This window comes from Sphaerospermopsis kisseleviana CS-549 (assembly GCF_028329225.1).
Taxonomy (GTDB): domain Bacteria; phylum Cyanobacteriota; class Cyanobacteriia; order Cyanobacteriales; family Nostocaceae; genus Sphaerospermopsis; species Sphaerospermopsis kisseleviana.
Genome location: NZ_JAQMTI010000096.1, coordinates 41,174 through 54,808 on the forward strand (window position 1 = coordinate 41,174; position 13,635 = coordinate 54,808).

Genomic DNA, 13,635 nt, shown 5'->3' on the forward strand with positions numbered 1-13,635 from the left:
CTCAATTTAGCTTAACAGCCAAATTACACATAGCAGAAGTCAGGAGTCAGGAAAAACCCTCTTTTAATGGGAGTTTCATGAATGCCTTATGCCAGACTGGGCTAACGATTGAGGCCAGAACAGACTTGAGAGGTGCTAATTTAAGTAAGGCAAATTTGTTCAAAGCAGAAATGAGTAGCACAAATATCATGGGTGCAAATTTGCGTGAAGCTGTAATGCCTGATGGCACAGTTCAATATTAGGTGACTGGTGACTGGTGACTGGTGACTGGTGACTGGTGACTGGGGAAGAAAATTTTAGATTTTAGATTTTAGATTTTAGATTGGAGATCACAAAAACAATCCAAAATCCAAAATCCAAAATAAAAAACTCCTGCCTCCTGCCTCCTGAATATTATTCCCCTGTAATAGAGAGTTCACTTACCCAAATTCTCGGACAAACTCCCCCTGGTGTTAATTCCGCTTCCTTCTCTACATAAACAATAGATTTTAACAACTCCAGAAAATCACCTGCTACCGTTGCTGATTCAACACTAATTTTCTCACCTTTATTCACTAACCAACCATCAAAAGGCAAAGAAAACGAACCTTGTAAAGCTTTAACACCTGCATGGAGAGCTTGTAAATCATCAATTAAAATCACATTTTCCGCAGTTTCTAAACTTAATTCTTTTTCTGGTGTACCAGCGCCAAAAACATGATAAAAATTGGGACTAACGCTCACCTTTGCACCAATACTAGCATTACCTGTAGGTTGAGCATTTAACCGTTTTGCAGTTCCCGCACTATGTAAAAAGCTGGTTAACACACCTTTTTCTATTAACTTTACTTGACGGGTTGGTGTACCTTCACCATCAAAACTTTCCGCACCCACATTGGCAGGATGTAAAGCATCATCATAAACTGAAAGTAAAGGTGAAGCAATTTCTTTACCGATATCTTCAGCTTTGGATAAACTTTGATTATCCAGAATATTTTGGGCATTAAATAAATTAGAAAATGCACCCAATAAACTCAAGAAAGCTTCCGCAGAAAAAACCACTTGATATTTACCAGTTTTGATTTTTTCATAATGCAAATGACTGATAGTTTTATCTGCTGTTTCTTTGATACAACCAGCAATATCTAAATCAGCTAAATTTTCCTTAACTCGATATGCTCCTGCACTGCGGGGTTTTTTCCCTTCTTCCTCGGTTTTACTATACAGATAAACTGAAGCCAAAGAATGAGATTCCGTTCTTAAAGCACCATCACTATTAAGATAAAAACGGTCAATATCTCTTTGTGCTAAACCATTATAAGGTACTCCTGTAATGGCAGGATGAGCAGCTAAAAGTTCTTTTTCTGCTACTAATAGTTTTTCAATTAGTTCAGAAACAGGTGCTTGGGGTGCTTTTTCTTTAGGATTGTATTCAATGGGAATTGTTGCTTGTGGACTAAAATCAGGAACGTTTTCTTTCACTCCAAAAAAACTTGCTTCGTAGGCAGTTTGTAAAGCTAATTCTAATCCTTTGGGATCTACATCTGTGGTACTGGTGACACCCATTGTATTTTCTTCATTCCAAACTCGAACTGTGACACCAGAACGGTTGGAAGCTTTCACTTGTTTGGGTTCTCCTTGGTCAACTTGCACGCTGGTATCGTCTACAGTTGAACCGTAAATGTCAAATTTTTTAATGCCTAGTTTTTGGGCGTTTTCTTGGGCGTATTTAGCGATTTCTTGAATGTTAGACATGATGCAATTTTGGATTTTAGATTTTATATTTTTGAACGCAGATGAACGCAGATAAACGCAGATGATATGGTTTATCTGTTTTCATCGAAATGACTTTTATTTGTTGTTTTATCTGCCGCCGACGGTGATGGAATCAACTTTAATATGTGGTTGTCCTACTGTGGTGTAAATGCTGCCACTAACAGAACCACAAAAACCAGGTGCTAGTTCTAAATCTTTGGAACATAAGGAAATTTTGTTCATGATTTCTTTTGCTTCGCCGATGAGGGTAGCACCTTTTAATGGTTTGGTAATTTTGCCGTTTTCTATTAAATAAGCTTCGTCAACGCTAAAGTTAAATTGACCGGTTGCGCCTACACTTCCACCACCCATTTTTTTACAGTAAATACCTTTATCAATGGAAGCAAATAAATCTTCGTTGCTGTATTCGCCGGTATCAATATATGTGTTTCTCATCCGACTTGCAGCAGCAAAGGTGTAATTTTGACGGCGACCACTGCCTGTTCTGGGGTGTCCAGTTCTTACTGAACCAGTTCTGTCAGCTAGGAAGTTTTTGAGAACGCCTTTTTCTATTAATAATGTTCTTTGGGCGGGCATTCCTTCGTCATCCATATCAATTGTGCCGAAGGCGTTGTCAGAACGTCCTTCATCCCAAGCTGTTAAACTTTCATGGGCGATTTTTTCGCCTTTTTTATCTGCAAATGGTGTGGTTTTGCGTTCTATTTGGGTGGTTTCTAATAGGTGTCCGCAAGCTTCATGGAATATTACTCCCCCAAAATGATTGGCCATGATAATGGGGTAATTTCCTGATTCTACGTAATCTGCATATAGCATTTTACCCGCAGATTCGGCAATTTGTTCGGAAGCTTGTTGATAATCCCAGGTTTTCAGGAAGTTGGGGTCACTGGTGTTTCCTGAACGTTCACCGATGGAAGCACGGTTGGCACCATCAGCACACAGAATATTAAAGCCGACGGACTGGGTGAGGCGAATATCACGGGCAAATGTGCCATCACTGGCAGCAATTAATACTTCTTGCCAGTCACGGAAGTAAGTAGCGCGGCGAGACTGAACGTGGGTAGCTTTTTTGTTGAGTTGGGTAGTACCATCAAGAAGGATTTCTCCCATTTCGCGGATGGAACTGCATAAGGGGAGCCAGCCATCTTTACCGCGTTTGGTGGCGTAGTCTCTCAATAATTCTAGGTTGATTTCGGGGATGAAAGCAGTTGGTCCTGGCAGTTGTAATCCCAGGATGGAAAGACCTTTTTCTAAGGCTGCTTTTAGTCCAGCAAATGTCAGGTTATTGGTGCTAACGTAACAGTCGGCTTTGCCTCGAAATACTCTCACTCCTGCACCACTGGCTAAACTGGGTGAGATGCTGGTGATGGTGTCGTCTTCTGCTAAACAACTAATGTAGTTACGACGTTCTAAGAAAAATTCTACAAAATCTGCACCAGCAGTGCGTCCTAGTCCCAAAAGGGTGGCCAGGGGCGCTTCCCAGGTGTCGTCGAAGCGTTCTGTTGTTGATGAATACTGTAAACTGGGGAGTTGATTGGAAAGAAGTAGGGTATTTGTAAGCATGAATGGCCTCGTCTGCTGGCTTTTTGACTGAAAATATCCTGGTGTGTTTAGTCTAACAAATCCATCAAAGTCACTGTGGGCATTTAGGCTGTAGAGGTTTCCTCACTTTATTATCTTGGTTTTTTTTCTCACGCAGAGGCGCAGAGTCGCAGAGAGGTATAAGTAAGAGGTATAAGTAAGAGGTACAAGTAATTTGTATGGGATTTGGGAAAAAAAAGATTTCTATCAATAAGGGTGGGTGTTTTCTCAAGATTATTGAGAATGATGTCAATAATTTAACGAGTTTTGGTAATTTCAGCTAGGGGGTTGACAGTTGTTCTGAGTTTTGCTATATTTTTATTATATCTAGAAATCTGTCCGCGCCATATATAACAGGTTTTAGATAACAGGTTTTGAAGTGTTGAAGTTAAGATTCGCAGGATTTAAGAATTTGCATACTGGAATTTTCTGTAATTTTCTATAGTTTGATGAGAATTTGGTAAGATGAGAGAATAAATTAGGATTTTGGTTTTTTGATGGTTTGAGGTTAGAAGCGATGACTCAGGAATTGATAGACCTCAGAAATAATATTTTACAAGGACGTTACGCAGAAGCTTTAGAAATTGTAGATGAATTGGCAGGAATGAGTAAACAAGCTATTCTGCGAAATATCCAATCTTATTTAAAAATTTTATTGATTCATTTGATTAAAAATCAAGTGGAACAGAGATTAACTGCATCTTGGGTTGCTTCTATTCGTAATGCTATTAGAGAAATTAAAAAGATAAATTTGAAGGATAATAAAAAATCCTATTATGTGAATGAAGATGAATGGACTAATTTAATTGAGGAAGAAGTAATTGAGGATGCGATAGTTGACGCTAGTTTTGAGGTAACGAACGGTAAATACAGTCGTTCGCAGCTTGCAGGAGTTATAGATAAAGATGAAATTTTAGCTACTGCAAATAAATTGTTGTCTTTAACTTATGTTTATTCTGCTAAGGAGTTACCAGCAATTATGGATGATTATATCGCTCAGTTGGTTGGTGGAGATGATTGGCAGTAAAATTGATTAATGATTCTTATTATTATAAGAAATAAAAAAAATGGGATTTTGTCTGAATCAGGATGTCCAAGATTTGAGGATGTACAAGATGAGATTTTATGTATTGTTTTTGGGGATTCTTGAATGTGGGTGGAAATTAAGATGTTGAAGATTGAAAAATTTACTATATATGCGCCCACATATTTCCACTTCTAACATAAGTCTACTGTAAATTTTTGGCATTGTCAAGTCTTAAAACAAAAAAAATCACAAAAATCCTGAAAATGGGGATTTTGAGATTTCATGCAGTGGGAAAAAGAGCGATCGCCAAATTATAAATCATCAAAATTACTGTAAATTCTGTGAATCCTGTAATCCTGGATATCCTGATTTTGACAATTTGATCACATTTATATCACTGCTAAATTTTCAATGCTTTTTCTGCTTGGAAATGCAGCAACAACCCATATTCCAAACCTTCTACTACAGCTTGATAAGAAGCTTCTAAAATATTAGCAGAAACTCCGATAGTTGTCCAGCGTTGTTGACCATTTCCCGACTCAACCAAAGCGCGTGTTTTTGCAGATGTTCCTCTATTTCCGTTGAGTATTCTTACCTTATAATCAGTCAATTCAAAATCGGCAATTTGTGGATAAAAATTCATCAAAGCTTTGCGTAAAGCAGCATCCAAAGCTGCAACAGGACCATTACCTTCTGCTGCTTCCAGAATATTTTGACCATTCACAGCTACTTTAATTGTAGCTAAAGAATTGGTGCTTTTTTTCCCTTCCACCAAATCACAATTAACATGAAAACCTTGAACTTCAAAAAACTCCTGTCTTAGTCCTAAAGCTGTATACATTAATAGAGCAAAACTAGCTTCCGCAGCTTCAAATTGATAACCTTCACTTTCCAAGTCTTTCATGCGTTGAAGAATGTGTTTAGTTTGGGGATCGTTTTTATCTAATTCTATTCCCAAAGTTCGAGCTTTAGCTAAAACATTGCTTAAACCAGACTGTTCAGAAATGACAATGCGACGACGATTTCCTACCTGTTCAGGTGTAATATGTTCATAAGTTAAAGGATTACGTTCCACCGCAGAAACATGAATCCCTCCTTTGTGAGCAAAAGCTGAACGTCCTACATAGGGTGCATGATCATCAGGTGCGAGATTGACAACTTCACTAACAAAACGACTGGTTTCTGTAAGTTGATGTAGCTGGTGTTCACTGATACAGCTATAACCAAGTTTTAGCTGTAAATTAGGAATCAGAGAACACAGGTTAGCATTACCGCAGCGTTCACCATAACCATTTATAGTCCCTTGTACCATTTTTGCACCTGCCATCACTGCTGCTATAGCATTAGCAACTGCCATTTCCGAATCATTATGAGTATGTATTCCTATGTGGGGGATTGGTGATTGGTGATTGGTGATTGGTGATTGGGTAAGAGTTTTTTCTGTATTTCCTATTTCCCTGACGACAACTGAGACAATTTGAGAAACTTCATGGGGTAAAGTTCCGCCATTGGTATCACATAAAACTAACCATTCCGCCCCTGCTTTTGCTGCTGTTTTGATTGTTTGTAAAGCATAATGAGGATTTTGCTTATAACCATCAAACCAATGTTCAGCATCATAAATTACACGCCGTCCTTGAGAGATTAAATACTCAATCGTGTCGCGGATCATGGCTAAATTTTCATCCAGACTGGTCTTGAGTCCTTCTATAACGTGCAAATCCCAAGATTTTCCAAAAATTGTCACCCAGCGTGTACCAGCCGCCAAAATCGCTTGTAACATGGGTTCATCACTGGCTTGGGTATGAGGACGACGGGTGGAACAGAAGGGAACTATTTCCGCTTGTTTGAGGGGGTTTTCTTGGAGTTGCCAGAAAAACTGGACATCTTTAGGATTCGCTCCTGGCCAACCACCTTCAATAAATGGTATACCTAGTTGATCTAGTCTGTGGGCAATGCGTAATTTATCTTCTATAGACACTGATAAACCTTCCCGTTGAGTACCATCACGGAGAGTAGTGTCATATAACCAAATTTGAGGAGAGGTGGTTTTGCTCATAAGTTGTGATTGATGATTGGTAGGTAATTGGTGATTGGTAATTGGTAATTGGTAATTGGTGATTGGTAATTGGTAAATTTATTTCTGTCACCTGTCACCTGTTACCTGTTTTAATTTAGTTTGGTAATTTAAATATGCCGAAAGTTGTAGCTCAAGGTAAATTAATTGAGTGTGAAAACAAAGCCAATTTAAGAAAAGTGCTGCTAAAAAATGGTGTTGACCTCCATAACGGTGGTTCTCAGGTAATAAACTGTCGGGGTATTGGCAGTTGTGGTACTTGTGCGGTTAAGGTAGAAGGCGAAGTGTCCGCAGCAAATTGGCGTGATCGAACGCGGCGATCGCTTCCTCCCCATTCTCCTACATCTGATTTGCGTTTAGCTTGTCAAACTCAGGTTTTAGGAGATGTGAAAGTTACAAAATTTGATGGTTTTTGGGGTCAAGGTTCTCAGATAGTTTGGACACCAGAAGGTTAAAAAGGAGACAAAACAAGATGGGTAGATGGACTCCCTTAATTTTAATGGCTGGAGGCGTGGCAATTTTACTAGGTACGTTACTTGGTATTAATTTTCCGATGGGTGGACAACAAACTGCTAATGTTCCTCCTGGAAGGAGAGAGTCTAGTGTCTTGCCAGCCAATATTAATGTTAATAGCACTGCCAGTAGGGATGATTCAACCGCTGCTAACAGAAATAACACTGAAACCTCCAACACTAACAGAAATGATTTTTCTGATGATACTCGCCGCACCAGTGTAGCTCAAAGTAATGCCAATACTACGCCTACAGGTTCTGGTGATAGTACACAAGGCTCAAATAATACTGATACTGATACTTCTACTTCTGCAACAGATACTAGCTCAAATTCAGGTACTATCGATCAAGATAAACAACCTATTCGCGCTTTATGGTAATGGGGATTGGTGATTGGTGACTGGGGACTGGGGACTGGGGACTGGGGACTGGGGACTGGGGACTGGGTAAAAACAACTATCAACTATCAACTATCACCAATCACCAATTAATAATCCTGATAGGTTATTAGTTATGTACTAATGACTAATAACTATTGACTGATGACTAGCGACGTTTTAATTATTGGTGGTGGCATTATCGGGTTGGCTTGCGCTGTTGAGTTAAAGTTGCGGGGTGCAAATGTTACTGTCGTTTGCCGTGATTTTACTGCCGCAGCCAGCCATGCAGCCGCAGGAATGTTAGCCCCTGATGCGGAAAATATCGCCGATGCTGCTATGCTTGATTTGTGTCGGCGATCGCTCTCTTTATATCCTGACTGGATTAGTAAATTAGAAGAGTTAACAGCCAAAAAAGATTTAAACAATACAGGTTATTGGCCTTGTGGCATCCTCGCCCCAGTATATCAGGAGGCAGGGGAGAAAAAGGAATTTATTCCCAATCACCAATCACCAGCTTATTGGTTAGATAAAGCAGCTATTCATGAATATCAACCGGGGTTAGGCGCTGATGTGGTTGGTGGTTGGTGGTATCCTGAAAATGGTCAGGTTGATAATCAAACTTTGGTGAAAGTGTTGCGGACTGCGGCTGAGTCTTTGGGTGTATCATTCAAAGATAGTGTGACAGTTGAGGCGATCGCCCAGCAACAAGGGCAAGTTATCGGTATCCAAACTAACATAGGTTTTCTTAGGGCTGACCATTATCTTTTAGCTGCTGGTGCTTGGTCTAATCAATTATTACCGTTAACAGTGCATCCCCGCAAAGGTCAAATGTTGCGGTTGCGAGTACCGGAATTTCTGACAGAATTACCTTTAACAAGGGTTTTATTTGGTGAAAATATTTACATTGTTCCCCGTCGTAACCGTTCTATTGTTTTAGGTGCTACCAGTGAAAATGTCGGTTTTACTCCCGATAACACACCAGCAGGTATTCAAAGCTTACTGGAAGCTGCAACCCGTCTTTTTCCCCAATTAGCAGATTATCCCATCCAAGAAATGTGGTGGGGTTTTCGTCCTGCTACTTCCGATGAATTACCGATTTTAGGCGAAAGTCATTGTAGCAATTTAACTTTGGCTACTGGTCATTATCGCAATGGAATTTTACTTGCACCAGTCACAGCAAATTTAATTGCAGATGTGATTTTGTCACAAACAACCGATCCGCTTTTAACTCATTTCCATTATTCCCGCTTTCAAAATACACCCGTTCCCACTCAGTCATCTACTACAACATCCATGCTTACCCATCCTGCTAATTTCACTAACGGACATAGTAAAAATTTATCTATTCAACCTGCGGAATTTAACTTACAAGATTCAGGTTTAGTTATTGCTGGCAAAATCTTTCAATCTCGCTTGATGACAGGAACAGGAAAGTATCGCAGTATTGAAGAAATGCAGAAAAGTGTTGCTGCTAGTGGTTGTCAAATTGTTACCGTTGCTGTCAGAAGGGTACAAACTAACGCCCCTGGACATGAAGGTTTGGCAGAAGCTTTAGATTGGGGTAAAATTTGGATGTTGCCTAATACTGCTGGTTGTCAAACTGCGGAAGAAGCGATCCGGGTGGCACGGTTAGGACGGGAAATGGCGAAGTTATTAGGACAGGAAGATAATAATTTTGTCAAGTTAGAAGTTATACCTGATGCTAAATATTTGTTGCCTGATCCCATTGGTACTTTGCACGCGGCGGAACAGTTGGTAAAAGAAGGTTTTGCGGTATTGCCTTATATTAATGCTGATCCCATGTTAGCAAAGCGATTAGAAGAAGTTGGTTGTGCCACTGTGATGCCTTTAGCTGCGCCTATTGGTTCAGGACAAGGGTTGAAAACTACCGCCAATATTCAGATTATTATTGAAAATGCCAAAGTGCCGGTGGTGGTAGATGCGGGTATTGGTGCGCCTTCAGAAGCTGCACAAGCGATGGAATTGGGTGCGGATGCGTTGTTAATTAATAGTGCAATCGCCCTAGCTGAGAATGCACCTGCAATGGCTTATGCAATGGCTTTAGCAACTGTAGCCGGTCGCATAGCTTATTTAGCGGGAAGAATGCCAATTAAAAACTATGCTAGTGCGAGTTCACCTTTAACGGGAACTATTACTGCTTAATTTGGTATTAGATATTTAGAAATGTAAAGACGTTGCATAAAACGTCTTTACAAAGTTTTAATATTTTATACCGTTTCTTTATGAGACTGCGCTAAATTTGCAAACCTCTTTCTTTGTGTTCTTTGCGTCCTTTGCGGTTAGTCATATAATTTAGCGCATCTTCATAGAAAATTAGTATTAGCCATTAGTTTAGTAGGGGCCAAGCATTCGGGTGATAACTCATCGCTGAAACCATTGATATTTTGTCAGAATGCTTCGCCCTGATGATTAATGCAATAAATCGATCTTCTAGAATAATTTTTTCCATACAACCTCATCTAAAAATAGTATAATATTAAGTGATTTATTGATATCAAACCCCTGAAAAAATAGCCAACAAAAATCAATTATGAAAAATCTCTGGAATGATCAAGAAGCAGCCCAATATCAAGGAGAATTAGAACTGCGAGTATATACATCTCGTCTCTTAGGAAAAAATCCTGCTTTAGTTTTACATGGAGGAGGAAATACTTCTGTCAAAATCAAAGAAAAAAACCTAGTAGGAGAAATAGAAGAAATCCTTTATGTAAAAGGTAGTGGTTGGGACTTAGCAACCATAGAAAAAGAAGGTTTTGCTCCCGTGAGAATGTCTCATTTATTAAAATTAGCTAAACTACCAGCTTTATCTGATCCTCAGATGGTAAATGAGCTAAAAACTCAAATGACCATTGCTACAGCCCCTTCGCCTTCAGTGGAAACAATTCTCCACGCTATCTTACCCTACAAATATGTAGATCATACCCATGCAGATGCCATTGTCACTATTACCAACACTCCCAAAGGTTGCCAAAAAATTAAAGAAATTTATGGGGATAAAGTTGTCATAATTCCCTATATTATGCCAGGGTTTGATTTAGCCAGAATTTGTGGTGAAAAATTCCCACTAGAAGCAGGAGAAAACACCATCGGCATGGTTTTGATGAATCATGGTATTTTCTCTTTTGGAAACACTGCTCAAGAGTCTTATGAAAGAATGATTTCACTGGTGAGTGAAGCCGAAGAATATTTACAGAAAAATCAAGCCTATTCTCCTACTCCCAGTGGTGTGATTGCAGAAAAATCTTTAGCTCCTACTTTAGCAAAATTACGTCATAGACTATCAAAAAAAGCAGGTTTTCCGGTGATTTTATCCAGTCATCGAGAATCTAAATATATTGCTTTTGCTAGACGAGAAGATATTGCTGTAATTTCTCAACAAGGTCCGGCTACACCAGATCATGTAATTCGTACTAAACGCCTGCCTTTAATTGGTCAAGATATCGAAGCTTATAGTCAAGCTTATCAAGACTATTTTAAAACCTATTCCAGTCCTGAACATACCATATTAGATACCATTCCCAGAGTAATCCTTGATCCAGAATTAGGACTATGTACAATTGGCAAGGATATTAAAGCAGCAAATATTGTTGCCGACATCTATGATCATACCATTGATATCATCGAAACTGCCACCAATTTAGACCAATATCAAGCTTTATCAGCCAAAGATATTTTTCAAGTAGAATATTGGGATTTAGAGCAAGCAAAATTAAAAAAATCAGGAAAAGAACCCCCTTTTACTGGAGAAATTGCCTTAGTTACAGGAGCAGCTTCTGGAATTGGTAAAGCCTGTGTAGAATCTCTTCTAAAAAGAGGGGCTGCGGTTGTGGGTTTAGATATTAATTCTCAGATTGAAACCCTTTATAAACGTCCTAATTTTTTAGGAATCACCTGTGATGTAACCGATGAAAATGCAATTACTCAAGCTCTAGAAACAGCTATTGGTAAATTTGGCGGTTTAGACATCTTAATTCTGAATGCTGGCATCTTTCCTCGTGGTTGTCATATTAAAGATTTATCAACCCAGGAATGGCGTAAGGTAATGGATATCAATTTGGATGCTAACTTAATTTTAATGAGAGAAAGTCATTCCTATTTAAAATTAGCACCTAAAGGCGGTAGAGTAGTCATAATTGGCTCGAAAAATGTCTATGCACCTGGAGTTGGTGCAGCAGCATATTCGGCTTCTAAAGCTGCGTTAAATCAATTAACAAGAGTTGCTGCTTTAGAATGGAGTCAAGATAAAATTCGCATTAATTCTGTACATCCAAATGCAGTTTTTGATACGGGAATTTGGACAGAAGAAGTATTAAATTCTCGTGCTGCTGCTTATGGTTTAACGGTAGAAGAATATAAAACTAATAATCTGCTGCAAGTTGAAATCACTAGCCATGACGTAGCCGAATTAGCTGCGGAAATGTGTGGTAGTTTATTCATGAAAACAACTGCTGCTAATATTCCCATTGATGGAGGGAATGAAAGAGTGATTTAGTGATTTAGTGATTGAGGATTGATATCGGATTACCATAGTAGGAGGAGGAGACAGGAGGTAAAAATGTGGGCTGTATTTGATTTTTGCAGAAAATTAGATATTCTAGTTTGTCTCAAAACTTCCACCCTGTCTTCCATGCCCAAATTTGAAAGTCTAATTATTAGCAAAAGATACGGGCGTATGACAATAAGCCCGCATTCTTTTTTCAGCCAATGGGAGTTTGCATCTATGTTTAAATCAAAATGATGGGTTATTAACCCACTCTACAAAACTACACATTCAATGGTTGTCTAGTATTCACAGGCTGATAATGTCCATTACTTTCCACTGGTACAGGTTTGACCATCTCTTTCCCTGTAATTAATCTTGCGCCACGATTGCGGGTAAAATAATTCCAAACCCATTGAATCATGACTACTAATTTGTTATCAAATTCAATCAGGAAGTAGATGTGAATAAATAACCAGAAAAACCAAGCTAGGAAACCTTTAAGTTTTATAAACCCTAAGTCCACAACGGCGGCGTGTTGCCCAATCATTGCTAAACTGCCTCTATCCACATAGTTAAATTGGGGTAGGGTTTCACCTTTGATGCGTTTTTGTACGAGCTTGGCTACATATTCCCCTTCTTGCATGGCTACTGGCGCAACTCCAGGTAGGGGTTTTCCGTTTTGATGGGCAAAATTCGCTAAGTCTCCCACTACAAAAATATTAGAGTGTCCTTTAATACTGAGGTCTGGTTCAACTATCACACGACCAGCGCGATCGCATTCTGCCCCAGTCTTATCCATTAACACTTTACCCATTGCGGAAGCTTTGACACCAGCCGCCCACAATACGGTTTTGGAAGCAATAGTTTTTACTTCGTCACCTTGCTTAATCGTAACAATATCATTTTCAATATTAGTTACCAGGGTTTTGGTTTGCACATCTACACCCAAAGCTTCTAAAGATGCTTGCGCTTCTTGGGATAATTCTGGTGCGAAGGGAGGGAGAACTCTGTCTAAACCTTCTAGCAATAAAACTTTAGTTTCTGAGGTGTCAATGTTGCGGAAGTCTTCTTTGAGGGTTTGGGTGGCTAATTCGGCGATCGCCCCCGCTAATTCTACCCCAGTTGGACCACCACCCACAATTACAAAAGTTAACAAAGCCCGACGTTTAGCAGGATCGCTTTCTTTTTCCGCTGCTTCAAACGCCATAAAAATCCGCCGACGCATTTCAATGGCATCTTCTACGGTTTTTAAACCCGGTGCAAACTCTTCCCAGTTATCCTTGCCAAAATAAGAGTGCTTCGCACCTGTAGCGACAATCAAAGTATCATAGGGTACGGTTTCACCACCCACCATCACCTTTTGTTCTGTGGTGTCAATATCATTCACCTCACCCAGCAAAACAGTGGTATTTTTGCTCTTGCTGAGAACAGAACGCAAGGGAGAAGAAATATCTGCTGGAGACAAAGCACCAGTAGCTACTTGGTACAACAGAGGTTGAAACAGGTGAAAATTCCGTTTATCTATCAGCGTCACGTTGACATTAGCTTTAGCTAGTGCTTTAGCCGCATATAGTCCACCAAAGCCACCACCAACGATAACTACCTGATGAGGTGGTTTTCTATCATGTAAATCAACCATAAGAATTGTTTCCTTGTATTACTGATGCTGTAACTATTCTTAACATTTTTGTATCAAAGTTGTCACAAATTTTTCTGTCTATTTGGAACTTCTGACAAAAAAGGGAAAGTAGTGGAGGTGACTGGTGACTGGTGACTGGTGACTGGGGACTGGGGACTGGGGA

At 39.5% G+C, this 13,635-nt stretch carries 10 protein-coding genes; 6 read left to right on the forward strand and 4 right to left on the reverse strand.

From position 1 onward, the window contains the following. Positions 1-77 precede the first annotated feature (77 nt). Positions 78-242, forward strand: coding sequence for a pentapeptide repeat-containing protein (locus tag PN497_RS07730; protein WP_096565219.1), 165 nt, complete (start codon positions 78-80; stop codon positions 240-242). Positions 243-393: 151 nt separating this feature from the next. On the opposite strand, the gene PN497_RS07735 is transcribed toward PN497_RS07730, so the two are convergent. Both PN497_RS07735 and PN497_RS07740 read right to left on the reverse strand, forming a co-directional pair. Beyond that, positions 394-1,734, reverse strand: coding sequence for a TldD/PmbA family protein (locus PN497_RS07735; RefSeq protein ID WP_096565221.1), 1,341 nt, complete (start codon positions 1,732-1,734; stop codon positions 394-396). Positions 1,735-1,842: 108 nt separating this feature from the next. Beyond that, complete coding sequence (locus PN497_RS07740; protein WP_096565223.1) at positions 1,843-3,315, reverse strand: TldD/PmbA family protein; 1,473 nt, start codon at positions 3,313-3,315, stop codon at positions 1,843-1,845. A 535-nt stretch (positions 3,316-3,850) separates the two neighbouring features. Between PN497_RS07740 and PN497_RS07745 the strand changes: the two genes are divergently transcribed. After that, on the forward strand, positions 3,851-4,360 hold the full coding sequence (locus PN497_RS07745) for a DUF29 family protein (protein WP_096565224.1): 510 nt from the start codon (positions 3,851-3,853) through the stop codon (positions 4,358-4,360). A gap of 400 nt (positions 4,361-4,760) precedes the next feature. Here the strand turns inward: PN497_RS07745 and cimA are convergent, their stop codons facing one another. Next, positions 4,761-6,419, reverse strand: coding sequence for a citramalate synthase (gene cimA, locus PN497_RS07750; protein WP_096572538.1), 1,659 nt, complete (start codon positions 6,417-6,419; stop codon positions 4,761-4,763). Positions 6,420-6,553: 134 nt separating this feature from the next. Between cimA and PN497_RS07755 the strand changes: the two genes are divergently transcribed. The 4 genes from PN497_RS07755 (at position 6,554) to PN497_RS07770 (ending at position 11,842) form a co-directional block, all read left to right on the forward strand. Further along, positions 6,554-6,892, forward strand: coding sequence for a 2Fe-2S iron-sulfur cluster-binding protein (locus PN497_RS07755; RefSeq protein WP_096565226.1), 339 nt, complete (start codon positions 6,554-6,556; stop codon positions 6,890-6,892). A gap of 17 nt (positions 6,893-6,909) precedes the next feature. After that, positions 6,910-7,329, forward strand: coding sequence for a hypothetical protein (locus PN497_RS07760; RefSeq protein WP_096565228.1), 420 nt, complete (start codon positions 6,910-6,912; stop codon positions 7,327-7,329). A gap of 162 nt (positions 7,330-7,491) precedes the next feature. Beyond that, on the forward strand, positions 7,492-9,492 hold the full coding sequence (gene thiO, locus PN497_RS07765) for a glycine oxidase ThiO (RefSeq protein ID WP_096565230.1): 2,001 nt from the start codon (positions 7,492-7,494) through the stop codon (positions 9,490-9,492). A gap of 388 nt (positions 9,493-9,880) precedes the next feature. Further along, positions 9,881-11,842 carry a bifunctional aldolase/short-chain dehydrogenase gene (locus PN497_RS07770; protein WP_096565232.1) on the forward strand — a complete coding sequence of 654 codons (1,962 nt, stop codon included), beginning with the start codon at positions 9,881-9,883 and terminating at the stop codon, positions 11,840-11,842. Positions 11,843-12,113: 271 nt separating this feature from the next. Here PN497_RS07770 and PN497_RS07775 read toward each other — a convergent pair whose 3' ends face one another. Continuing rightward, a complete protein-coding gene (locus PN497_RS07775) occupies positions 12,114-13,472 on the reverse strand; it encodes an NAD(P)/FAD-dependent oxidoreductase (RefSeq protein ID WP_096565234.1) in 1,359 nt (452 codons plus the stop codon). Positions 13,473-13,635 lie beyond the last annotated feature (163 nt).